This window comes from Streptomyces sp. Root1310 (assembly GCF_001426425.1).
Lineage (GTDB): Bacteria > Actinomycetota > Actinomycetes > Streptomycetales > Streptomycetaceae > Streptomyces.
Genome location: NZ_LMEQ01000001.1, coordinates 1,319,229 through 1,343,043, shown reverse-complemented (window position 1 = coordinate 1,343,043; position 23,815 = coordinate 1,319,229). Strand labels below are relative to the sequence as shown.

The 23,815-nt window shown below is 71.2% G+C and carries 19 protein-coding genes; 5 read left to right on the top strand and 14 right to left on the bottom strand.

All coding sequences use genetic code 11. From position 1 onward, the window contains the following. Positions 1 to 11: 11 nt before the first annotated feature. Positions 12 to 269 (bottom strand): hypothetical protein, encoded by a 258-nt coding sequence (locus tag ASD48_RS05855; protein WP_020131788.1) that lies wholly within the window; start codon positions 267 to 269, stop codon positions 12 to 14. Positions 270 to 455: 186 nt separating this feature from the next. Between ASD48_RS05855 and ASD48_RS05850 the strand changes: the two genes are divergently transcribed. Then, a complete protein-coding gene (locus ASD48_RS05850; RefSeq protein ID WP_057600307.1) occupies positions 456 to 2,027 on the top strand; it encodes a metallophosphoesterase family protein in 1,572 nt (523 codons plus the stop codon). Positions 2,028 to 2,053: 26 nt separating this feature from the next. Here the strand turns inward: ASD48_RS05850 and ASD48_RS05845 are convergent, their stop codons facing one another. The 11 genes from ASD48_RS05845 to ASD48_RS05795 form a co-directional block, all read right to left on the bottom strand. Beyond that, the gene (locus ASD48_RS05845) at positions 2,054 to 2,923 is read right to left on the bottom strand and encodes a DUF4429 domain-containing protein (protein WP_057600306.1); all 870 of its coding nucleotides are present in this window, start codon (positions 2,921 to 2,923) and stop codon (positions 2,054 to 2,056) included. A 70-nt stretch (positions 2,924 to 2,993) separates the two neighbouring features. Beyond that, a complete protein-coding gene (locus ASD48_RS05840; protein ID WP_057600305.1) occupies positions 2,994 to 4,763 on the bottom strand; it encodes an IucA/IucC family siderophore biosynthesis protein in 1,770 nt (589 codons plus the stop codon). After that, the gene (locus ASD48_RS05835) at positions 4,760 to 5,314 is read right to left on the bottom strand and encodes a GNAT family N-acetyltransferase (RefSeq protein WP_057600304.1); all 555 of its coding nucleotides are present in this window, start codon (positions 5,312 to 5,314) and stop codon (positions 4,760 to 4,762) included. The genes ASD48_RS05840 and ASD48_RS05835 overlap by 4 nt, the downstream gene beginning before the upstream one ends. After that, positions 5,311 to 6,585, bottom strand: coding sequence for a SidA/IucD/PvdA family monooxygenase (locus ASD48_RS05830; RefSeq protein ID WP_057600303.1), 1,275 nt, complete (start codon positions 6,583 to 6,585; stop codon positions 5,311 to 5,313). The genes ASD48_RS05835 and ASD48_RS05830 overlap by 4 nt, the downstream gene beginning before the upstream one ends. Then, positions 6,569 to 8,011, bottom strand: a complete 1,443-nt coding sequence (gene desA, locus ASD48_RS05825; RefSeq protein WP_057600302.1) for a lysine decarboxylase DesA — start codon at positions 8,009 to 8,011, stop codon at positions 6,569 to 6,571. The genes ASD48_RS05830 and desA overlap by 17 nt, the downstream gene beginning before the upstream one ends. A 177-nt stretch (positions 8,012 to 8,188) precedes the next feature. Continuing rightward, complete coding sequence (locus ASD48_RS05820; RefSeq protein ID WP_057600301.1) at positions 8,189 to 9,010, bottom strand: siderophore-interacting protein; 822 nt, start codon at positions 9,008 to 9,010, stop codon at positions 8,189 to 8,191. A gap of 156 nt (positions 9,011 to 9,166) precedes the next feature. Next, positions 9,167 to 10,216, bottom strand: a complete 1,050-nt coding sequence (locus ASD48_RS05815; RefSeq protein WP_057600300.1) for an ABC transporter substrate-binding protein — start codon at positions 10,214 to 10,216, stop codon at positions 9,167 to 9,169. 425 nt (positions 10,217 to 10,641) lie between these two features. Beyond that, entirely contained in the window at positions 10,642 to 11,802 is a 1,161-nt protein-coding gene (locus tag ASD48_RS05810) for an acyl-CoA dehydrogenase family protein (RefSeq protein WP_057600299.1), read from the bottom strand. A 6-nt stretch (positions 11,803 to 11,808) separates the two neighbouring features. Continuing rightward, positions 11,809 to 12,747, bottom strand: a complete 939-nt coding sequence (locus ASD48_RS05805; protein WP_057600298.1) for a hydroxymethylglutaryl-CoA lyase — start codon at positions 12,745 to 12,747, stop codon at positions 11,809 to 11,811. 8 nt (positions 12,748 to 12,755) lie between these two features. Beyond that, positions 12,756 to 14,777 carry an acetyl-CoA carboxylase biotin carboxylase subunit gene (locus ASD48_RS05800; protein WP_057601028.1) on the bottom strand — a complete coding sequence of 674 codons (2,022 nt, stop codon included), beginning with the start codon at positions 14,775 to 14,777 and terminating at the stop codon, positions 12,756 to 12,758. A gap of 14 nt (positions 14,778 to 14,791) precedes the next feature. After that, positions 14,792 to 16,408, bottom strand: a complete 1,617-nt coding sequence (locus tag ASD48_RS05795) for a carboxyl transferase domain-containing protein (RefSeq protein WP_057600297.1) — start codon at positions 16,406 to 16,408, stop codon at positions 14,792 to 14,794. Positions 16,409 to 16,504: 96 nt separating this feature from the next. On the opposite strand from ASD48_RS05795, the gene ASD48_RS05790 reads away from it, so the two are divergent. From ASD48_RS05790 to ASD48_RS05780, 3 genes are all read left to right on the top strand, one after another. Continuing rightward, positions 16,505 to 17,098, top strand: a complete 594-nt coding sequence (locus ASD48_RS05790) for a TetR/AcrR family transcriptional regulator (protein ID WP_057600296.1) — start codon at positions 16,505 to 16,507, stop codon at positions 17,096 to 17,098. Between the two features lie 170 nt (positions 17,099 to 17,268). Beyond that, positions 17,269 to 18,426, top strand: a complete 1,158-nt coding sequence (locus ASD48_RS05785; RefSeq protein WP_057601027.1) for an acyl-CoA dehydrogenase family protein — start codon at positions 17,269 to 17,271, stop codon at positions 18,424 to 18,426. A gap of 36 nt (positions 18,427 to 18,462) precedes the next feature. Continuing rightward, positions 18,463 to 19,335: an acyl-CoA thioesterase II gene (locus ASD48_RS05780; RefSeq protein ID WP_057600295.1), complete on the top strand. Its 873-nt coding sequence runs from the start codon at positions 18,463 to 18,465 to the stop codon at positions 19,333 to 19,335. Positions 19,336 to 19,846: 511 nt separating this feature from the next. On the opposite strand, the gene ASD48_RS05775 is transcribed toward ASD48_RS05780, so the two are convergent. Both ASD48_RS05775 and ASD48_RS05770 read right to left on the bottom strand, forming a co-directional pair. Then, positions 19,847 to 20,638, bottom strand: coding sequence for a phosphatase (locus ASD48_RS05775; protein ID WP_057600294.1), 792 nt, complete (start codon positions 20,636 to 20,638; stop codon positions 19,847 to 19,849). A gap of 66 nt (positions 20,639 to 20,704) precedes the next feature. Beyond that, entirely contained in the window at positions 20,705 to 22,177 is a 1,473-nt protein-coding gene (locus tag ASD48_RS05770; protein ID WP_199875649.1) for a PucR family transcriptional regulator, read from the bottom strand. Between the two features lie 120 nt (positions 22,178 to 22,297). Here ASD48_RS05770 and ASD48_RS05765 point away from each other — a divergent pair, with 120 nt between their 5' ends. Beyond that, complete coding sequence (locus ASD48_RS05765) at positions 22,298 to 23,761, top strand: sodium:solute symporter (RefSeq protein WP_057600292.1); 1,464 nt, start codon at positions 22,298 to 22,300, stop codon at positions 23,759 to 23,761. Positions 23,762 to 23,815 lie beyond the last annotated feature (54 nt).

Here is a 23,815-nt window from a genome sequence, read left to right as displayed (position 1 = left end):
CAAGCTTTCGATCACCCGTAGACGATGCGCCGCAGTTGCCTGAGCGTGAGCTCGGGCGGGGCCACCGCACGGTATTTCAGGTCCGCCTCGACCCGTTCGAAGATCTCCGCGTTGACCAGGCCCTGGGCCTGGAGCTCGCGGTGGCGGCGACGGACGTAGTTCTCGGTCGTCTCGTCGAAGTAGGCGAGCACGTCTTGGATCACCCGTAGCGCCTCGCCCCGCTGAAGGGGCGTGGAGCGCGTCAGGTGATCAACGAGTTCGTCGTGCACCCGGTAGATCCTGGGGTACGCGAGCCGGTTTCGCAAGAATCGTGCCCGATTTCGGGCAGGCACCTGTTAAGGAGCCTTGGGGGAACCTTGAATGTGTTATGAGCCGCTGTTCCCCGGCCGTCCATGCGGCGGCTTGCGGCCCGTCGCCCGAGGCGACGAGTTTCGGACGTCATGGACACTCCTCGCATGGGCGTACCCGAGCGGCTCGCCGACCGCATGAACATGGCCGAGCAGCACGAGTACCTGCGCGCCACGTTCTCCCGGCGCACGATGATCAGAGGCGGCGCCGTCACCCTGGGCGCCGTCACGGGTGGCGCGTTCGTGACCGGCGCCACGGCGCAGGCGGCCGTGCCGACGCGGACCCCGAAGACCGCCCCGGCCGCCGAGCACGTCGAGGGCGCCCTCGTCGCCCCCTTCGGGCGCCACCTCGCCTACGGCAAGGACCCGCGCACCGAGATCACGGTCTCCTGGCAGGTCCCGGTCGCGGTGCGCAAGCCCTTCATCCGGATCGGCGCCCACCCCTGGGACCTCTCCCGCAGGATCGAGGCCGAGGTGCGCACGCTGTACACCCCGGCCGGTGTCGGCGCCGGCGGTGACCACACCCAGTACTACCTGCACGCCGAGCTCACCCACCTCAAGCCCGGCAGGACGTACTACTACGGCGTCGGCCACGCGGGCTTCGACCCGGCCGCCGCCCACCTCCTGGGCACCCTCGGCACCTTCACCACCGCCCCCGACCACAAGGCGCCGTTCACCTTCACCGCCTTCGGCGACGAGGGCGTCGGCTACCACGGCCTCGCCAACAACAGTCTCCTCCTCGGCCAGAACCCGGCCTTCCACCTGCACGCCGGCGACATCGCCTACGCCGACCCGGCCGGCCAGGGCAAGACCGCCGACACCGGCTTCGACTCCCGCGTCTGGGACCAGTTCCTCGCCCAGACCGAGTCCGTCGCCAAGTCCGTCCCGTGGATGCCGGCCTACGGCAACCACGACATGGAGGCCTGGTACTCGCCCAACGGCTACGGCGGCGAGGACGCCCGCTGGAACCTCCCGGACAACGGCCCCGACGCGAAGAACCTCCCGGGCGTCTACACCTTCGTCTACGGCAACACGGCGGTGATCTCGCTCGACGCCAACGACATCTCCTTCGAGATCCCGGCCAACCTCGGCATCTCGGGCGGCACCCAGACCAAGTGGCTGGAGACGCAGCTCAAGAAGTACCGGGCGTCGAAGGACGTCGACTTCGTCGTGGTCTTCTTCCACCACTGCGCCTACTGCACCTCCACCGCGCACGCCTCGGAGGGGGGAGTGCGCCAGGAGTGGGTGCCGCTGTTCGAGAAGTACACGGTGGACCTGGTCATCAACGGGCACAACCACCAGTACGAGCGCACCGACGTCCTCAAGAAGGGCGCCGTCACCAGGAAGCTCCCGATCGGCGGCACGGCGTACCCCGAGACCGACGGCGTGGTGTACGTCACGGCGGGCGCGGCCGGCCGCAGCCTGTACGCCTTCAGCGCCCCGCTGTCCTACGAGGGCCACGAGAACGAGGTCGACTCCGTCGCCTCCTTCGTCAACACCAAGGACGGCAAGGCCGACGAGACCGTCACCTGGTCGCGGGTGCGCTACCTCGACTACTCGTTCCTGCGGGTGGACGTGACCCCGGCCGCGAAGGGCCGTACGGCCACGCTGACCGTGCGCGGCATCGCCGAGACCGGTGCGCAGGTCGACCACTTCACGGTGGCCCGCAAGGCGAAGTGAGCCCGCCGCAGGCGGTCCTCGTCGCGCTACAGGCGCCTGAGGACCGCCTGTTTGGCCATCGCGAACTCCTCCTCCGTCAGGACGCCGTCACGGCGCAGCTCACCGAGTTCGCGCAGGCGGCGCAGCAGCGCGTCGTGGTCGTCCCCGCCGGCGGAGTCCGCCGCGCGCTGCGCGGGCAGCGCGTCCCGGGGGCCGGCCGCCGGGTGGGGCAGCCTGGCCTGCACGGCGGCCGCGACGAGCGCCATCAGCGGGTCCTTCCTGAACCCCCACAGCTCCACGGCGTTGGGGTCGTACTTGGCCGGTGCCTTCGTCGGCGCGTGACGCAGCCGGAAGCGCAGACAGCCGTTCTCGAGGCCGACCGCGGGCTGCCACTCCACCGCCTCGATCTCGGCGACGCCGATGCTGCGGGCACCGGCGGAGGCCTTGGACTCCTCGGTCTTCCAGTTCCACTCCAGGCGCACCCGCTCACCGTCGAAGCTCGCCGTGCCGTCCCCGGCGGAGGCGGACAGCGGCACCGACGGGCCGGGCAGCAGATACGCGTCCACCGGGTCGGCCGGCACCTCGTCGAGGAGCAGCGCCTGGCGCACCTCGTCCACCAGGTACTCGGCGACCCCGTACCGGTCGGATTCGACGAGCAGCTGGTACGGGTCGTGCGGCTCGGTCAGCCGTCCGCCGGTCGCCTGGAGCAGGGGATCGGCGCCGTCCCGCAGCCGCAGCCGCAGCCGCCCCGTCTTCTTTCCCTGCTCGAACGACAGCCCGGCCAACGCGCCCAGGGGGACGATCAGTTCACCCAGTTCCCTGCGGAGCGGGCTGACGTTCTTGTCCCGGCCCGGGGTCAGCCGCAGGGCATCGCCGTCGAAGACCCAGGTGCCGTCCTTCTGGATGATTTCCGCCATGGGAGGATTCTTCCAAACGTGGCGACGGGCGCCCCCGAGGACCGTACTCGGGGGCGCCCGTCCGCCCGGATCAGAACCCCGTGACGGGATTTCTCAGGGTTCCGATCAGCTGGAGGGCGCCCGACGGGTCCGCCAGGTCCACCATCTGCTTGTTGTTGCGCAGCTGGAGACGGTTGAGGCAGGACAGGGCGAACTCGGGGGCGAACAGGTCGTACTGGCGGAACCTGTCGGCCAGTTCGGGGTTCGCCTCCTGGTAGGCGCGGGTGACCTCGGCGACCGTGCGCCAGAAGTCGTCCTCCTCCAGGATCCCCTCGGTGGCGAGGCCGGCCGCGAGGAAACGGAAGAAGCAGTCGAAGACGTCCGTGAAGATGGACAGGAGCTTCTTGTCCTCGGGCACCTCGACGCGGATGCGCCGGACCTCGGGCGGCAGCACCGCGTCCGGGTCCATGACCGCGATCTCCTCGGCGATGTCCTTGTAGATCGCCCGCTGCACCGCCCCGTCCTTCAGGACCAGGATCGTGTTCTCGCCGTGCGGCATGAACACCAGGTCATAGGCGTAGAAGCTGTGCAGGAGCGGGGTGTAGTACGCCTCCAGGTAGCCGCGCAGCCACTCGGTCGGCGGCAGGCCGGACTGCTCGATCAGCGCACCGGCCACCGAGCTGCCCTCGTGGTCCACATGGACCAGGGAGGCCATGGTCGCGAGCGACTCGCCGTCCCGGAGCGTCGGCACCGGGCTCTCCCGCCACAGCGCGGCCAGCATCTTGCGGTACGGCGAGTAGCGGTCCGTGGCGGCCTCGTACTCCAGGTGCCGGTAGCCGACGGCCGCCCGCTCCCGGATGATCGACAGTCCCGTCGAGCGCAGCACCGGGTCGTTGTCGATGAGCTGGGCCAGCCAGTCGTTGATGGCCGGGGTCGCCTCCATGTAGGCGGCCGAGAGCCCGCGCATGAAGCCCATGTTGAGGACGGACAGGGCCGTCTTGACGTAGTGCTTCTCGGGGTGCGAGGAGTTGAAGAACGTCCGGATGGACTGCTGCGCCAGGTACTCGTCGTCGCCCTCGCCCAGGCAGACCAGGTTCCCGCGGGCGATCTCGGCGGCGAAGGTGACGGTGAGCTTGTTCCACCACTGCCAGGGGTGGACGGGGATGAGGAGGTAGTCGTCCGGGTCCCGGCCCTGCTCGCGCAGGACGGCGTCGAACCGCTCGACCGTCTTCTCGCCCAGCTCCTCCCGCACGAACGACTCGTACGTGATGCCGACGCCCGCCGTGAACGCGGCCCGCGAGCGGTGGGCGGCCAGCCACACCAGCCGGACCGGGCTCGCCGTCTCCGGGGCGTACGACAGGTATTCGTGGATGCCGAAGCCGAGCCGCCCGTTGTTGGCGACGAAGCAGGGGTGGCCCTCGGTCATCCCGGTCTCGATGGCCTGGAAGCCGCTCCTGACCAGCTCCGCCGACGTGATCTGCGGCTTGGTCAGCTTGTAGCAGGTGCCGGAGAGGGTGGAGGAGATCTCCTCCAGGTAGACCGGCAGGATCTCCTCGCTCAGGCCCAGCGTCTTCTTCAGCTCGATGAAGAAGTCCAGTGCGGCGAGCGGGAGTCCGGCGCCGTCGCGGGTGCGGGTGATCGAGCCGGCGTCCACCTGCCAGTGGTCGAGGGCGTGGCGGACGGCGGTGAAGCGGTAGGAGGTCAGCCCGTCGTCGCTGCGGACGACGAAGCGGCCGTCCTTCTCCTCGGGGGTGATCAGGCGCTCGTGCGCGAACTCCGCGAGGGCCTTGCGGACGAGCAGACGGTTGGCCTTCTCCCAGCGTTCGGGGGAGAGGTGGGCGACGGCGTCGGCGAGGCTCATGCCCGCACCCCCGTCGCCGCGACGAACTGCTCGCGGGTGCAGAAGCTCAGCAGCGCCTGCTTCTCCGGCTTCTGTATCTCCCGCTCGGGCACGAACCCGACGGCCTCGTTGAGGGCGTGCACCGCCGTGTTGGAGACGTCCGGCTCGACGACGACCCGGGAGGTGGCCGGGTCGTCGAAGAGGCGGGCCATCACGGTGGTGATCACGGCCCGGGTGAACCCGTGCACGGGCCGGTCGGTGGGGGCGACCAGGAAGTGCATGCCGACGTCGCCGGGCCGCGGCTCGTACAGGCCGACCAGCTCACGGTGGGCCGGGTCGTAGTACTCCATCAGGAAGGCGGGCTCGCCGTCGTGCAGGCCGATGAGGGCGTGGCTGTGCTCGTCGGCGGCGATGTCCATGTAGGCGCGCTCGACGTCCACCAGTTTCGCGTTCTGCATCATCCAGAACGCGGCCTTGGGGTGCGTGACCCAGCCGTGCAGCAGCTCGGCGTCCTCGACGGGGTCGAGCGGGCGGAGGGTGAGACGGCCGACGGTGGCCGTGGTCGTGCTCATACGGCGAACTCCTGGAACGCGATGGTCTTCTCGACCGGGTAGTACTCGCTGCCGAGCAGGTCACGGATGATCGAGCTGTTGCGGTACGCCCCCATGCCGAGGTCGGGGGAGGTGATGCTGTGGGTGTGCGCGCCCGCGTTCTGCAGGAACACGCCCCGGCCCGTGGTGTCGATGGAGTAGTTGCGGGCGACGTCGAAGTTGCCGTGGGAGTCGTAGCGCAGTCTGTCCCGGACGGGCGCGAGGAACTCCGGCTCGGCGTACCGGTAGCCGGTGGCCAGGACCAGGCCCTGGGAGCTCAGCTCGAAGTCCTTCTCCTGCTCGTCCTGGCGGAACGCGAGGGTGTAGGTGCCGTCGGCGTAACGCGCGCTCTTCAGCGTGGAGTTGGTGAGCAGCCGGGTGGGCACCGGGCCGCCGAGGTTCTTCTGGTAGAGCAGGTCGAAGATCTCGTTGATGAGGTCGCCGTCGATGCCCTTGAAGAGGTTCTTCTGCTCGGCCGTCAGGCGGTAGCGGGTCCGCTCCGGCAGCTCGCGGAAGTAGTCGATGTACTCCGGGGAGGTCATCTCCAGCGTGAGCTTGGTGTACTCCAGCGGGAAGAAGCGCGGGGAACGGGTGACCCAGTTCAGCCGGTAGCCGTGGACGTCGATCTCGCTGAGCAGGTCGTAGTAGATCTCGGCGGCCGACTGCCCGGAGCCGACCAGCGTGATCGACTCCTTCTTCTGGAGTTCCGCCTTGTGCCGCAGATAGCGGGAGTTGTGCAGGAAGTCGCCGCCCAGGTCCGCGCAGGCCTCCGGGACGTACGGGGGCGTGCCGGTGCCGAGGACCAGGTGACGGCCGCGGTACCGCTCGCCGGCGGTGGTCCGCACCACGTACACGTCGTCCTCGTACGTCACTTCCGCGACCGTCGTCGAGAAGCGCACGCTGCTCAGCTTGCTCGCGGCCCAGCGGCAGTAGTCGTCGTACTCGACCCGCAGCGGGTAGAAGTTCTCGCGGATGTAGAACGAGTACAGCCGGCCTTTCTCCTTCAGGTAGTTGAGGAAGGAGTAGGGCGAGGTCGGGTCGGCCAGGGTGACCAGGTCCGACATGAACGGCGTCTGGAGGTGGGCGCCGTCGAGGAACATGCCGGAGTGCCACTCGAAGTCCGGCTTGGACTCCAGGAAGACGCCGTCGAGCGTGTCGATCGGCTCGGTGAGGCAGGCGAGGCCGAGATTGAAGGGGCCGAGCCCGATCCCCACGAAGTCATGGATGTGGCTGGCTTCAGGAAGCGCGGTCAAGGGACTCTCCCAGGTACTGCTCGGCGTGGCCGGCGATCAGGTCGAGGACGGCGGCGATGTCGTCGGTCGTCGTCTCGGGGTTCAGCAGGGTGAACTTCAGGTAGTGGCGGGCGCCGACCTTCGTGCCCGCGACCACCGCGTCACCCGACGCGAACAGGGCCTTGCGGGCGTAGAGGTTGGCGCGGTCGATCTCGGCCGGGTCGGTGACGGCGGCGGGGATGTAGCGGAAGACGAGGGTCGAGAGCGACGGCTGGACGACGACGTCGAAGCGCGGGTCGGCGGCCAGCAGGCGCCAGCCCTCGGCGGTCAGGTCGCAGACCTCGTCGAAGAGCTGCCCGATGCCGTCGGCGCCCATGGTCCGCAGGGTCATCCACAGTTTGAGCGCGTCGAAGCGGCGCGTGGTCTGCAGGGACTTGTCCACCTGGTTGGGGATGCGCTCCTGCACCGCGCGGCGCGGGTTGAGGTACTCGGCGTGATACGTGGCGTGGCGGAGCGTGGCCGCGTCGCGGACCAGTACGGCCGACGAACTCACCGGCTGGAAGAAGGACTTGTGGTAGTCGACGGTGACGGAGTCGGCGCGCTCGATGCCGTCGATCCGGTCCCGGTACTTCACGGAGGCGAGCAGACCGCAGCCGTAGGCCGCGTCGACGTGCATCCAGGTCTCGTACCGGTCGCACAGCTCGGCTATCCCGGGCAGGGGGTCGATGGAGCCGAAGTCGGTGGTGCCGGCGGTGGCGACCACGGCCATGGGCGTCAGACCGGCGTCCTTGCAGCGCTCCAGCTCGCGGGCGAGCGCGAGGGTCTGCATCCGCTTGTCGTTGTCGACCGGGATGGACACCACCGCGTCGGGTCCGAGGCCCAGCAGCTTCGCGGACTTCTTCACGCTGAAGTGGCTGACCTCGGAGGCGAAGATGCGCAGGTCGGCGAGGGATTCGGCTTTGGCCTCCTCGCGGGCGAGCAGCAGCGCCTGGAGGTTGGACTGGGTGCCGCCGGAGGTGAACACGCCGTCGGCGGCCGGGCCGAGGCCGATCCGGGCCGTCGTCCAGTCGATCAGTTTGCGCTCGATGAGGGTGCCGCCGGCCGACTGGTCCCAGGTGTCGAGGGAGGAGTTGACGGCCGACAGGACCGCCTCGCCCAGCACGGCGGGGATGACGACCGGGCAGTTGAGGTGGGCGAGGTAGCGGGGGTGGTGGAAGTAGACCGCGTCGCGGAGGTAGACCTCCTCCAGTTCGTCCAGGACGGCCGTGGTGTCGTGCAGCGGCTTGTCGAGGTCGATCCCGTCGATGCGGGGCGCGAGGGCGTCGACCGAGACGCCGGTGAACGGACGGTCGGTGGCGGCGATTTTGGCGGCCACCCGCTCTACTCCTTCGGTCACGGAGCGGCGGTACTGCTCCGCGGTCGTGTCATTGAGCAGGTGCGAGCGCATGGTGGGGGTCCTCCGGGGGGTGGGGACGAGGTCTGCTGCGGGACGGGCCAGGGGACGGAGCCTCTGATTCAACTTAGGTTAGCCTAACCTAAGTTCCATGAGAGGGGGTGCGCCTCTGCCGTGACCGTGATCACGTCGGCGCCCCCGCGCAACTGCCCGCAGGAGCCGTGGTGTTGGCTACTCCGCCGCGCGGAGCTGTTCCTCGTTCATGCCCTGGCGCCAGTACCCGACGAAGGTGATGCGGCGCCGGTCGATCCCGCGTTCCCGGACGAAGTGGCGGCGCAGCGCCTTCACGCACCCCGACTCGCCCGCGATCCACACGTACGGGTGCCCGGCGGCCGGGAGCCGGGCGTCCCGGAGGGCGTCCACGGAGCTCTCCCCGACCACCCAGGTAATCTCGGCGTCCGCCGCGGTCGCCAACTCCCGCACGTTCCCGGCGTCGTGTGCCTCCAGCCAGACCCGGACACGCTGTCCGGCCGGCAGGGACTCCAGGATCGACGCGACGGCCGGCAGGGCGCTCTCGTCGCCCCACAGCACGATCAGGTCGGTGTCCCCGGGCGGCCGGAACCGGATCGCCCGGTTGTCGGCCAGGGCCGGGCCCAGCAGGACGACCCGGTCCCCGGCGCCGGCACCCGAGGCCCACGCCGAGGCGGGCCCGGCCGGGGTGTGCAGCACGAAGTCGATGTCGATCTCCGTGGTGCGCCCGAGTACGTCCCGGCGAAGGGCCAGGAGCGTGTACGAACGCATCACCGCCCTTACGTCGTCCGGCAGTTCACGCCACGCCTGCCACCAGCCGTCGCCGAGTTCGAAGGGCACCTGAGGCTCGCTCTGACCCGGCTGCGGCAGGAACAGCGACAGCGACTGGTCGTACCCGTCGGAGAAGAAGTGCTCGAGATCCGGCCCGGCGAAGGTGATCCGGACGAGCGACGCCCCGACCCGCCGGGCACGCACGACGTGGAGGGAGAAGAACCGGAAGGGGGCGACGACGGCGGTGGTCACGTGGGGTGCTCCTGTGGACGTGGGGAGGGAGTACCGGCGTGCTTCTTTCGGGGGGCGCGGGGCCGCTTCGACATGCGGCCCCGCCGCGCGGGCGCGACCGGCCGCAGCCGGACCCGCGGTTCACCCGCAGGCAACCCGCGACATCAAGTCCCCTTGTCAGGAAACCTTCTTCGCCTTCTCGAGGGCGTCCGCGAGGTTCTCGAGAAGCGGCACACACTTCGCGTAGGAGAGGATCGGCTCGGGCGACCGGGCGATGACCTGACCGGCCTTCACCGCGGGCAGCTTCTTCCAGGTCGCCTCGGTGATGTCGGCGGGCTGGATCGTCGAGGAGCGGTCGTCCATCATGATGATGTCGGCCGCGTACTTGTCGACGTTCTCCCAGCTCAGCGACTCGTACCAGCCGCCACCCTCCGCCTTCGCGCTCTCCGGCGGCTCGACGAAGTTCACGCCGAGGGCCTTGAAGTACTCCAGGTCGATGGAGAGGTTGGTGCCGGAGACGTAGAAGAGCGCCTCGCTCGCGGAACCGGCCAGCACCTTGATCTCGGGCTTGGCCTTGGCGGCGGCGCGCAGCCGGGCGGCCGCCTCCTCGAACTTCTTCTTGGCGTCGGTGACCGCGGCCGCCGCCATGTCGGCGCCGAGCGACTCCGCCAGCTCCCACATGCGCTGCAGCGGAGCGGTCAGCTGACGGTCGTAGACGGAGATGCCGACGCTCGGGGCGAGCTTGGCGATCTTGTCCTTGGAGGCCTCGGGGACGTACCAGAGGGTGCCGGCGCTGTCGAACATCGTGGAGATGAGCACCTGGGGCGCGAGGGCCGCGTACTTCTCGACGTTGAACTCGTCCCAGACGTTGCCGAGGACCGTCACCTTGCTGACGTCCATGTCGCCGGCCTGGACGTCGGCCTTGCCCGCGGCGGTCTTGGTCGGGCCGAACACGCCCTTGACCTGGATGCCGTAGTCGTACAGGGCGGCGCCGACGCCGGTGAAGGCGACGATGTCCGCGGGGATCTTGTCGAGCTTCACCGTGGTGCCGCGGTCGTCCTTGAAGGTCCAGGGACCGGACTTGGCCGAGGAGCTCGCCGACGACCCGGAGCCACTGCTGCTCGCGTCGTCGTCCCCGCAGGCGGCGAGGGCGGCACCGAGGCCCAGTGCGCCACCGACGGCGAGGATGCCACGGCGGGTGGGACGAGCGGCTCTGGCGTTGGGCATGTCTCTGGCTACTTTCGGACGGGGCGGATCACCCGAGGACGGTTCGAACGTAGGTTAGCCTAACCTCAGCTGATGTCCAGAGGGTGGTTCCGGGTCGCGGGATGCCCGCCCCGACGCCTGCCCGCTTTCTGTGCCCCTCCTGTGGTTCAAAGGTGTACGGGATGTCAGAAGTCCGAATCGGACCTGGAGTTGCCGCCCGCTCCGAGGATGCGAAGAGCGGCCGGACGGCCCCGGAGCATGCCGAAGAGGCCGCCGTGCCCGCCCGGGTCGAGCGGTACGGCGACCTCGTGAGCGCAGCGCACCCGCGGTGTCAGGCCGACTTCAGGCCATCGCGCGAACGCGCCGCAGAGGGCCGCACAGGGTGCACAGGATGCAGAGGGCCGCCGCGCCCCACCGCGGCGCCCGTCCCCTCGGTCCCCCGGGTCTCAGCCGGGCAGCCCCAACTCGCGGGCGATCAGCATCCGTTGCACCTCGCTCGTGCCCTCCCCGATCTCCAGGATCTTGGAGTCGCGCCACATCCGGGCCACCGGGTACTCGTTCATGAAGCCGTAGCCGCCGTGCACCTGGGTGGCGTCACGGGCGTTGTCGACGGCGATCGTCGACGAGTAGAGCTTGGCGACGGCGGCCTCCTTCTTGAAGGGTTCGCCGGCCACCAGTCGCGAGGCCGCGTCCCGCCAGGCGAGGCGGGCCGTGTGGGCCTTCGTCTCCATGTCGGCGATCTTGAACTGGATGGCCTGGTTGGCGCCGATCGGGCGGCCGAACGCGTGCCGTTCCTTCGCGTACTTCACCGACTCGTCCACACATCCCTGCGCGAGGCCGGTGGCCAGCGCCGCGATGGCGATACGCCCCTCGTCCAGGATCCGCAGGAACTGCGCGTACCCGCGGCCCTCCTCGCCCAGCAGGTTCGCCGCCGGGACACGCACGTCCGAGAAGGACAGCTCACGGGTGTCGGAGGCGTTCCAGCCGACCTTCGAGTACGGGCTCGCGACGGTGAAGCCCGGCGTGCCGGACGGGACGATGATCGCCGAGATCAGCGGCCGGCCGTCCGGCTTGCGGCCGGTCACCGCCGTGACCGTGACCAGGCCCGTGATGTCCGTGCCCGAGTTGGTGATGAAGCACTTGGTGCCGTTGATCACCCACTCGTCCGTCTCGGGGTCGAGCCGGGCCGTCGTACGGGTCGCGCCCGCGTCCGAGCCGCCGTCCGGCTCGGTCAGCCCGAAGGCGCCGAGGATCTCGCCGGAGCACAGCCGCGGCAGCCACTGGCGCTTCTGCTCCGGCGTCCCGAAGAGGTGGATCGGCATGGCGCCCAGCGAGACGCCCGCCTCCAGGGTGATCGCCACGGACGAGTCGACGCGCGCGAGTTCCTCCAGCACGATGCCGAGCGCGAGGTAGTCCCCGCCCATGCCGCCGTGCTCCTCGGGGAACGGCAGTCCGAACAGGCCCATGCGGCCCATCTCACGGACGATCTCGTACGGGAATTCGTGCCGCTCGTAGAAGTCACCGATCTTGGGCGCGACCACGTCGTGCGCGAACTCCTCGACGGTGCGGCGGAGTTCTTCCAGTTCGGGGGAGAGACGGTGGTCCATTTCGGGTCACTGCTCCTTGTGGGGCTGTGTCGTTGTGCCGCCGAGTGCTCGGACGGTGCGGGAAGGGCTGGGTCGGCCCAGTCGGCCGGCCATCCACGCGCTCGTGGCGACGAGACGGCCGAGGTCCACCCCCGTGTCGATGCCGAGGCCCCGCAGCATCCACACCAGGTCTTCGGTGGCGAGATTGCCGGTGGCGGACTTGGCGTACGGGCAGCCGCCGAGTCCGCCCGCCGAGGCGTCGACGGTGGTGACGCCGTGCTGGAGCGCGGCGAGGGTGTTGGCGAGCGCCTGGCCGTACGTGTCGTGGAAGTGCACGCCCAGCGCGCCCGTGGGCACACCCTGGTCGTTCAGCGCGGCCAGCAGGGCCCGGACGTGACCCGGGGTGGCCACGCCGATCGTGTCGCCCAGGCTCAGCTCGTCGCAGCCCAGGTCGAGCAGGGCCCGGCAGACCCGGACGACATGGTCCACCGGGACCGCGCCCTCCCACGGGTCGCCGAAGCACATGGAGAGGTAGCCGCGCACATGCACGTCCTGCGCCTTGGCCCGCGCCACCACCGGCTCGGACATCGCCAGCACCTCGTCCACCGAGCGGTTGAGGTTGGCCTTGGCGAAGGACTCCGTGGCGCTGGCGAAGACGGCGACCCGGCGGGCGCCCAGGGCGAGGGCCCGGTCCAGGCCGCGCTCGTTCGGCACCAGTACCGGGAGGGCCACGTCGAGGCCGCTCACGCGCGGGAACAACTGCTCGGCGTCCGCGAGTTGGGGCACCCAGTCGGGGTGGACGAAGCTGGTCGCCTCGATGGTGGTGAGGCCCGCGTCCGCGAGACGGTGGATGAACTCCGCCTTGACGGCCGTCGGCACGGCCGTCTTCTCGTTCTGGAGGCCGTCGCGCGGGCCCACCTCATGGATGCGCACCCGGGCGGGAAGGCCCTCGGCCGGTACGGCCATGGGAAGTGTCACTGGTCCTCCTGTGCCTCTGCCGGTGCGATGACGGCCAGCACCTGGTCCATGGCGACCGTCGTGCCGGGCGTCACGTCCAGTTCGGCGACCGTGCCGGCGTGCGGGGCGGAGATGACGTGCTCCATCTTCATCGCCTCGACGACCAGCAGGCTCTGGCCCGCGGTCACCTCGTCGCCGACGGCGACCTTCACCACCGTGACCGTGCCGGGCATGGGGGCGGTGAGCGAGTCGGCGCCCGCGTGCGCCCCCCGGGAGAGGGAGTCGGCGACCGGATCGTGATCGCGCACGTTCCAGGCGTCGCCGTCCCGGCCGAGCCAGGTGCCGTCCGCCAGCGCGGCGAAGGACTGTGCGACGCCGTCGAGCCGGCAGGTGAACCGGGGATCCGTTCCCGGCGCCGGGGCCGGGCCCGCGGCGCCCCGCAGCGGGGTGTCCGCCCCGTCCGGCAGTACCTCGGCCGTGCCGTCCGCCGTGCCGCGCACGCGGACGGTCACCGGGTCGTGCCCCGGCACGTGCAGGTGGTGCGCCGTCCAGGCGGGCTCGCCGCCCAGCCGCCAGCCGTCCGCGACGGCGAAGGGGTCCACCCAGCCCGTGCCGGGCGCGGGGGAGAGCGCGGCCTGGCGCAGCAGCGCCGCCGCCGCGTACACATCCCGCGGTACGTCGGCCACGACGAGCGCCGCGGCCTCCCGCTCCACCAGGCCCGTGTCCAGCTCGCCGGCCACCACCGCCGGATGGGCCAGCAGCCGCCGCAGGAACCCGGCGTTGGTCTGCACGCCCAGCGTGACCGTCTCCGCGAGGGCCGCCCGCAGCTTGCGCAGCGCGGTCTCCCGGTCCGGCCCGTAGGCGATCACCTTGGACAGCATCGGGTCGTAGAGGCTGCCGACCTCGGTGCCCTCGCTCAGCCCGGAGTCGGTGCGTACGCCGTCGCCCTGGGGTTCGCGCAGCCGGAGCACCGTCCCGCCGGAGGGCAGGAAGCCGCGCGCGGGGTCCTCGGCGCAGATCCGGGCCTCGATCGCGTGCCCGGTCAGCCGGACGTCGTCCTGGCCGAAGGACAGCGGCTCACCGGCGGCCACCCGCAGCTGCCACTCCACCAGGTCCAGGCCGGTGACCAGTTCGGTGACCGGGTGCTCCACCTGGAGCCGGGTGTTCATCTCCATGAAGTAGTACGAGGCCGGGTCGTTGCCCGGCACGATGAACTCCACCGTGCCGGCGCCCCGGTAGCCGCACGAACGCGCCGCCTGGACCGCCGCCTCGCCCATGGCCGCGCGGGTCTTCTCGTCCAGCAGGACCGAGGGCGCCTCCTCGATGATCTTCTGATGCCGGCGCTGGAGGGAGCATTCGCGCTCGCCCAGGTGCACCACGTTCCCGTGGCCGTCGGCCAGCACCTGGATCTCGATGTGGCGCGGCCGGTCCACCCACCGTTCGACGAGGAGCGTGTCGTCCCCGAAGGAGGCGCGGGCCTCGCGGCGGGCGGCGGCGATCTCCTCGTCCAGCACGGCCAGGTCCCGTACCAGGCGCATGCCCTTGCCGCCGCCGCCGGCCGACGGCTTGAGCAGCACGGGGGTGCCGATCTCGCGGGCCGCGTCGGAGAGTTCGGCGTCGGTGAGTCCGCTGCCGCTGGACCCGGGCACCACCGGAACCCCGGCCGCCTGCACGGTCTCCTTGGCCCGGATCTTGTCGCCCATCAGGGAGATGGCGTCCGCGGACGGTCCGATGAAGACCAGCCCGGCGTCGGCGCAGGCGCGCGCGAAGCCGGCGTTCTCCGCGAGGAAGCCGTAGCCGGGGTGCACCGCCTGCGCGCCGGTGCGGGCGGCCGCCGCGAGCAGCCGCTCCACCGACAGATAGCTCTCGGCCGCCGGCGCCGGTCCGATGCGGACGGCGGTGTCGGCCTCCCGGACGTGCCGGGCGTCCGCGTCGGCGTCGGAGAAGACGGCCACCGAGCGCACGCCCAGCGCGCGCAGGGTGCGGATGACGCGGACGGCGATCTCGCCCCGGTTGGCCACAAGCACGGTGTCGAACATCATTGCTCCCCTCCTCACATCCGGAAGACGCCGAACTGGGGGTCACCCAGCGGCGCATGGGCACAGGCGGTCAGGGCGAGGCCCAGCACCTGCCGGGTCTCCAACGGGTCGATGACGCCGTCGTCCCAGAGGCGGGCGGTGGCGTAGTAGGCGTTGCCCTGCCGCTCGTACTGCTGCCGGACCGGTGCCTTGAAGGCCTCTTCCTCGTCCGCGGGCCACTCCTGGCCCCGCGCCTCGAGCTGGTCCCGCTTCACGGTCGCGAGGACGGAGGCGGCCTGCTCACCGCCCATGACGGAGATCTTGGCGCCCGGCCACATCCACAGGAAGCGGGGCGAGTAGGCCCGGCCGCACATGGAGTAGTTCCCGGCGCCGTACGACCCGCCGACGACGACCGTCAGCTTCGGCACGCGCGTGCACGCCACGGCCGTCACCATCTTGGCGCCGTGCTTGGCGATGCCGCCGGCCTCGTAGTCCCGGCCGACCATGAACCCGGAGATGTTCTGGAGGAACACCAGCGGGATCCCGCGCTGGTCGCACAGCTCGATGAAGTGGGCGCCCTTCTGGGCGGACTCGGAGAACAGGATGCCGTTGTTGGCGACGATGCCGACCGGGTGGCCGTGGATCCGGGCGAAGCCGGTGACCAGGGTCTGCCCGAACTCGGCCTTGAACTCCGCGAAGCGGGAGCCGTCGACCACGCGCGCGATGACCTCGCGCGCGTCGTAGGGGGTGCGGGAGTCGACGGGCACCGCGCCGTACAGGCCGTAGGGGTCGACCTTGGGTTCGACGGACGGCCGCACCTCCCAGGGCAGCGGCCCGCGCGCGGGGAGGGTGCCGACGATGTTCCGGACGATCCGCAGCGCGTGCGCGTCGTCCTCCGCGAGATGGTCGGTCACGCCGGACACCCGCGCGTGCACCTCGCCGCCGCCCAGCTCCTCCGCGGTGACGACCTCGCCGGTGGCGGCCTTCACCAGCGGGGGCCCGCCCAGGAAGATCGTGCCCTGGCCGCGGACGATGACGGCCTCGTCGCTCATGGCCGGGACGTAGGCCCCGCCGGCCGTGCACGAGCCCAGCACCGCGGCGATCTGCGGGATCCCGGCCCCGGACATCCGGGCCTGGTTGTAGAAGATCCGCCCGAAGTGCTCCCGGTCCGGGAACACCTCGTCCTGCATGGGCAGGAAGGCCCCGCCGGAGTCCACGAGGTACAGGCAGGGCAGCCGGTTCTCGAGGGCGACCTCCTGGGCGCGCAGATGCTTCTTCACCGTCATCGGGTAGTACGTGCCGCCCTTGACGGTGGCGTCGTTGGCGACGATCACGCACGCGCGCCCGCCGACCCGGCCGATCCCGGCGATTACCCCGGCCGCCGGGGCCTGCCCCTCGTACATGCCGTCGGCGGCGAGGGGGGCGAGCTCCAGGAAGGGCGAACCCGGGTCCAGGAGGGTGTCGACCCGGTCCCGGGGCAGCAGTTTCCCGCGCGCGGTATGGCGTGCCCTCGCCTTCTCCCCACCTCCCAGCCGGGCCGCGGCCAGCTTGCCGCGCAGCTCGTCGACGAGTGCGCGGTGCGCCGCCTCGTTGGCCCGCCAGGCCTCCGACGCGGGGTCTGCCGCGCTCGTCAGCTCCGGTGCCTGCTCCATCCTTGCGGTCCCCTCACCCAGTGATCGACTGTTAATGAGCGTTAACCATTTCCTTCAGGTTAACGACCGCTAACCTCCCTGTCTAGAATTGCCTTCATGGCCACCAGAACCGACGCCCCCACCCGTCGCGAGCAGATCCTCAGGGAGGCCGCGCGGCTGTTCGCCGAGCGCGGGTTCCACGGTGTGGGGGTGGACGAGATAGGCGCCGCCGTCGGCATCAGCGGGCCGGGGCTGTACCGGCACTTCCCGGGCAAGGACGCGATGCTCGCCGAGTTGCTGGTCGGTATCAGCGGCCGGCTGCTGACCGGTGCGAAGGTCCGCCTGGCGGAGGCCGACGGCGTATCACCCGAGGCGTTCCTCGACTCGCTCGTCGAGGGCCACATCGACTTCGCCCTCGACGACCGTCCTCTGATCACCCTGCACGACCGTGAGCTGGACCGCCTCCGTGACAGTGACCGCAAGCTGGTCCGCCAGCTCCAGCGGCAGTACGTCGAACTGTGGGTGGAGGCCCTGCGCGCCGTGTATCCGGGTCTCGCCGAGCCGACCGCCCGCTCCGCGGTGCACTCCGTCTTCGGTCTGCTGAACTCCACCCCGCACCTCGGCCGACCGGGTTCCCTGCCCGGCCGCGCGGCCACCGCGGCGCTGCTGCACCGGATGGCCAGGGGGGCCTTCGCGGCGGCCGTGGAGTGACGAGCGTTACCCCCGCCCCACCCTGGACGCTCTTCGTACTCGCCGGTACGGTTGTTCTCTGAGCAAGCGCTTAGCCAGTGAGGGCTGCAACCATCAACCGAGCACCCCGACGGCGAGCAACCAGGTACGCGAGAGCGGCGCCGGTTTAGGCGCAAGGAAGGGTGGCGGCGGTGCGCCGTACGGTGTTCAACGAGGATCACGAGGCGTTCCGGGAGACCCTCCGGGCCTTCATCGAGGCCGAGGTCGTCCCCGTCTACGACGAGTGGTTCGCGGCCGGCCAGGCGCCGCGCGACTTCTACTACAAGCTCGCCGAGCTCGGCGTCTTCGGCATCCGCGTCGACGAGGAGTACGGCGGCGCCGGCATCGACTCGTACAAGTTCGAGGCCGTGCTGTACGAGGAGACCGCCCGCGCGGGTGTCTCCTTCGGCGGCTCCGGCGTGCACGTGCTGCTCGGTCTGCCGTACCTCAAGCTGCTCGCCACCGACGAGCAGAAGAAGCGCTTCCTGCCGAAGTTCGTCTCCGGCGAGGAGATGTGGGCGATCGCGATGACCGAGCCGGGCACCGGCTCCGACCTCGCGGGCATGAAGAGCACCGCCAAGCTCTCCGAGGACGGCACGCACTACGTCCTCAACGGCTCCAAGACCTTCATCACCGGTGGCGTGCACGCCGACCGCATGATCGTCTGCGCCCGTACCTCCGCGCCCACCGCCGAGGACCGCCGCCACGGCATCTCCCTCTTCGTGGTGGACACCAAGGCCGAGGGCTACTCGGTCGGCCGCAAGCTGGACAAGCTCGGCCTGAAGACCTCCGACACCGCCGAGCTGGCGTTCGTCGACGTCAAGGTGCCCGTCGAGGACCTGCTCGGCGAGGAGAACAAGGGCTTCTACTACCTCGGCCACAACCTCGCCTCCGAGCGCTGGGGCATCGCCTACGGCGCCTACGCGCAGGCCAAGGCCGCCGTCCGGTTCGCCAAGCAGTACGTGCAGGAGCGCGTCGTCTTCGGCAAGCCGGTCGCGCACTTCCAGAACACCAAGTTCGAGCTGGCCGCCTGCCAGGCCGAGGTGGACGCGGCCGAGGCCGTCGCCGACCGCGCCACGGACGCCCTGGACGCGGGCGAGCTGACCCCGGCCGAGGCCGCCAGCGCCAAGCTGTTCTGCACCGAGGTCGCCCACCGGGTGATCGACCGCTGCCTCCAGCTGCACGGCGGCTACGGCTTCATGAACGAGTACCCGATCGCCCGCCTGTACGCGGACAACCGGGTCAACCGCATCTACGGCGGCACCAGCGAGATCATGAAGTCGATCATTGCGAAGGACATGGGTCTGTAAGCAGCCCGCAATCACGGGCCGCTACAACCAGATGCCATGAGCCAGGCACTACAGGATCTCCTCGATCTGCTCGACATCGAGCAGATCGAGGAGAACATCTTCCGCGGCCGGTCCCGCTCCGCCGTCGTCCCGCGCGTCTTCGGCGGGCAGGTGGCGGCGCAGGCACTGGTCGCCGCCGGACGGACGGTCCCCGAGGACCGGCTCGCCCACTCCCTGCACGCGTACTTCCTGCGCATGGGCGACCCGGGCGCGCCCATCGTCTACACGGTCGACCGGATGAACGACGGCCGGTCCTTCACCGCCCGCCGCGTCGTCGCCGTCCAGCACGGACAGCCGATCTTCGCGCTCTCCGCCTCCTTCCAGCGGTACGAGGAGGGCTTCGACCACCAGACCCCCATGCCGCCCGCCCCGGACCCGGCCACGCTGCCGACTTCCGAGGAACGGCTGCGCGGCTACGCCCACCTCGATCCCGAGGTCGTCGAGAGGTTTCTGGAGGCCCGCGAGGCGGTCGACCTGCGCTATGTCGACGAGCCGCCGTACGGCCGCTACGGCGCGCCGCGCGAGCCGCACTCCCAGGTCTGGTTCCGCGCCAACGGCAAGCTCGCCGACGACCCGCTCCTGCACGTCGTCCTCGCCACCTACGTGTCCGACATGACGCTCCTCGACTCCGTCCTCCTCGCGCACGGGCGCGGCGGCTGGGCGGTCGGTGACGTGGTGGGGGCGTCCCTGGACCACGCGATGTGGTTCCACCGCCCGTTCCGCGCCGACGAGTGGCTCCTCTACGACCAGCAGTCGCCGTCCGCGCACGGCGGCCGGGGCCTCGGCCAGGCCCGTATCTACACCCAGGACGGGCGGCTGGCCGTCTCGGTGATCCAGGAGGGTGTGGTCCGCGCCCCCCGGGGCGGCTGAGCACCCGGCGCCGCACCCACGCGTGCGGCGCCCCCGGGGGATCGCTCCCCGGCCCCTCCGGGGACCCCGCCGCGGCCCCTCCGGCGGATCCCGCCCCGGCCTCTCCGGCGGATCCCGCCCCGGTCTCTCCGGGGGATCCCGCCCCGGTCTCTCCGGGGGATCCCGCCCCGGCCTCTCCGGGGGATCCGGCCCCGGCCTCTCTGGGGGATCTTGCCCCGGCCTCTCCGGGGATCTCGCCGGGCCTCTCCCGGGGATCTCGCCGGGCCTCTCCGGGGGATCTTGCCCCGGTCTCTCCGGGGGATCTTGCCCCGGTCTCTCCGGCGGATCCGGCCAGGGCCTTTCTGGGGGATCTTGCCCCGGCCTCTCCGGGGATCTCGCCGGGCCTCTCCCGGGGATCTTGCCCCGGCCCCTCCGGGGGATCCGGCCCCGGCCTCTCCGGCGGATCCCGCCCCCGGCCCCTCCGGGGGCCCGTCCCGGGCCTCTCCGGCGGATCCCGGGCCGGTCCGGCGCCCTAGTCGGTCAGTCCCGCCGCCGCCAGCAGGTACGCCGTCATCACGTCGTAGTGACGCGGGCTGACGACGTGGTCGTCGAGGGGGACCGCCACCTGGACGGTGCCCTCCGACTCGGCGATGAACAGCGCCGGGTCGTTGCAGTCCGCGTAACCGACGGAGTCGACGCCGTGCTGTCCCGCGTAGCCCGCCCAGCCGTGGTCGGCGACGACCAGGTCGGGCAGCGGCCGGCCCTCGCGCTCGAGGGCGGTGAGGATGGCCTTCATCGGCTCGCCCGAGTGGGTGTGCCAGAGCGTGGCGCCGTGTTCCAGGACCGCCACGTCCGCCAGCTGCCAGACGTACCCCTCGTCCGTCTGGAGCCCCTCCGGGATGACGACGATCTCGCAGCCGGCCCCGCGCAGGGCGGCGGCGGTGGCGCGGTGCACGTCGAGCAGGCCACCGGGGTGGCCGGTGGCGAAGAGGACCCGCTGCCGTCCTTCGGCCGCCTTGCGCAGCCGGGCCGCGAGCCGGTCCAGGCCGTCGACCGTCAGCTCGGGGTCGATGGTGTCCTGGCCGTAGCGGTACTCGGGATCGTCGTTCACGCCGACCCGCTCCGCCATCACCGCGAGCACGTCCTGCTCGTCGGTCCAGCGGTCGCCGAGTTCCAGACCGAGCCAGAAGTTGCGGACACCGTTCGCGAGCTGGCGGTAGTGGGAGAGGTTGTTCTCGCGGGGCGTGGCGACGTCCCCGGCGATACGGGTTCTGACGAGGTGGTCGACGAGTTCGGCGCGGCTGGGCGTCCCGGGTATCGGCATGGTTTCCATTGTGGGGCAGCGGGCTGTGCGCGTCTGTGCTGTTCCGGACGCTGGGACACGCGTCACTCACTGGTGTTTCAGGGAGAACCACAGCTCCATGCGGACGTCCGGATCGTCCAGGTCGGTCCCCAACAGGGCCGCGCAGCGCGCGATCCGCTGCCGCACGGTGTTGCGGTGCACGGACAGCGCCACCGCCGTGCGGTCCCAACTGCCGTGCAGGGAGAGCCAGGTGCGCAGCGTCTCGAGAAGCGCGGCGCTCGCGCCGCTCGCCCGGATCGGGGCGAGCAGCGCCCGGGCGTGGGCCCGGGCCTCGTCGTCGGGCACCAGGTCCCGCAGTCCGGCCCCGGAGCCGTGCCGGACGAGCGTGGCGCGGGTGGCGCGCGCCCGGGCCAGCGCGCGGGCCGCCTGCGCGTCGGCGGCCGGCCAGTCGGCGGGGGCCGCGTCCGCGCTGACGCCGAGGGTCCAGCCCGGCTGCGGCTGCGGCGGGTCGCCGTCGGCCGGGACGAGGACCCGTACGACGTCGTGCGCGAGGTCGACCAGCGGTGATCCGAGGCCGGCGCCGAGCGCGGAGGCCGCCACCGGGTCGGGGGCCTGCGTGTCCGGCCGGGCGTGCACGACGCGCCACCGCTCGCCTCCCAGCAGCGGGGCCACCTCGGCGGGCGCGGCCCCCAGCAGCAGCCGTACGAGCGCCGACGAGCGGGCCGCCCCCGAGCCGCTCTGGTGCTCGCCGGTGAGGAGCGAGAGCAGGACGGCGGCGACGGAGGCGATGGTGTGGTCACCGGGGTCACGCCGGGGCGCCGCGACCCCGAGCGCGAACGCGCGGCCGGCCCCGAGCGCGTAGGCGGCGAGGTGGGTCCCGTCGGGGGCGGTGTCGCCGGCGGTGACGGAGGCACGGGTGAGGAGGAGGCGGGCGAGCCCGGCGAGCGGGGCGTCCGCGGACGTCCGTCCCGCCCCCGCGATCTCGGTCCCCTCCGGCCCGTACAGCACCGCGCGCCCCCCGACCCGCTGGGCGAGCTGCCGCAGGACGGACGGGACCGGGTCCGGGCGGGAGGCGGCGGCCGCGAGGCTCTGCTGGGCCTCCGTCACCCGGCGCAGCTCGGCGGTGCGGGCCCGCTCCAGCAACTGCCAGACCGCGCGGGCCACGGCCGAGAACGTCGTCTGCGGGGGCACCTCCAGGAGCGGCAGCGCGTACGCCTCGCAGGCGGCGACCAGCGCCCTCGGCACGGTGTCGTGCACCGGTGCGACGCCGAACCCGAGGGCCGCGCCGCCCGCGGCGACGATCCGCGAGACGTAGTCGTCGAAATAGGTCCCCGACCCGGCCGCCTCCGGGATGTGCACGCCCGCCGTCAGCAGCAGCTCGCCGCCCAGCAGATACGGGTACGGGTCGGCCATCTCCGAGGTGTGTGCCCCGTGCAGCACGGTGCCGGGACCGGTGGGCCCGGCGATCTGCCGCAGGGCGAGGTCCTCACGGGTCAGCAGGGCGGCGAGAGGGACCGATGGGGTGGGAGGTACGGGAGGAGGTACGGCGGGCTCCGGCACTATGGACGTTCCCTCCACTAGGCGCGGATCCAATGGATGAAACGTACACTTCCGGGCCACTTTTCGGCCACCTAGGGTCAACTCCCGAACCACCTCAGCCATCGAGAAGGGTGGGCCCCCATGGCCGTCGACTACACCGTGATCGCCGTCTATCTGGCCGGGATGCTGGCCATGGGCTGGTGGGGCATGCGCCGCGCCCGCTCGAAGAGCGAGTTCCTCGTCGCCGGGCGCCGCCTCGGGCCCGTCATGTACTCCGGCACCATGGCGGCGATCGTCCTCGGCGGCGCGTCCACCATCGGCGGCGTGGGTCTGGGATACCAGTACGGGCTGTCCGGCGCCTGGATGGTGTTCACCATCGGCCTGGGCCTGCTCGCCCTCTCCGTCTTCTTCTCGGCCCGCATCGCCCGGCTCAAGGTCTACACGGTCTCCGAGATGCTGGACCTGCGCTACGGCGGCCGGGCCGGCGTCATCTCGGGCGTCGTGATGTGGGCGTACACCCTGATGCTCGCCGTGACGTCGACCATCGCGTACGCCACCATCTTCGACGTCCTCTTCGACCTGAACAGGACCGTCGCGATCATCCTCGGCGGCTCGATCGTCGTCGCGTACTCGACCCTCGGCGGCATGTGGTCGATCACCCTCACCGACATGGTGCAGTTCGTGGTGAAGACGATCGGCGTGCTCCTGCTGCTGCTGCCGATCGCGGTCGTCAAGGCGGGCGGCTTCGGCGAGATGAAGGCGAAGCTGCCGACCGGGTACTTCGACCCGCTGGGCATCGGCGGCGAGACCATCTTCACCTACGTGCTGATCTACACCTTCGGCATGCTCATCGGCCAGGACATCTGGCAGCGCGTGTTCACCGCCCGCGGGGACCGGACGGCGAAGTGGGGCGGCACGGTCGCGGGCACCTACTGCCTCGTCTACGCCCTCGCCGGTGCCGTCATCGGCACCGCGGCGAAGGTGCTCTACCCGGACCTCGCCTCCGCGGACGCCGCCTTCGCGACGATCGTCAAGGACGAACTCCCGGTCGGCGTGCGGGGACTGGTGCTGGCCGCCGCGCTCGCCGCGGTGATGTCGACCTCGTCCGGCGCGCTGATCGCCTGCGCGACCGTCGCCAACAACGACATCTGGTCCCGGCTGCGGGGCGTCGTCAGCGTCGACGGCGAGGAGCGCGACGAGGTCAGGGGCAACCGCCTGTTCATCCTCCTGATGGGCGTCGCGGTGATCGTCACGGCGATCGCCCTGAACAACGTCGTCGAGGCGCTGACCGTGGCGTACAACCTGCTCGTCGGCGGACTGCTGGTGCCCATCCTCGGCGGACTGCTCTGGAAGCGCGGCACGGTCCACGGCGCCCTCGCCTCCGTCGTGGTCGGCGGCGTCGCGGTGATCGGCCTGATGGCCGGCTACGGCATCCTCGCCAACGAGCCGGTCTACTACGGCCTCCTCGCCTCCCTGGCCGCCTACCTCGCCGTGTCCCTGGCGACCCCGGCCACCGACCCCGCCGTCCTGGCCGCCTGGCGCGAACGACTGGCGGGACGGACCCCCGAGGCGGCCGGAACCTCCCCTGTTCCGGTGTCCCGGTAGACGTCCCAGTAGAGTCGTACGAGTAGTAGTACATACGCGACGAAGCGTAAGAAA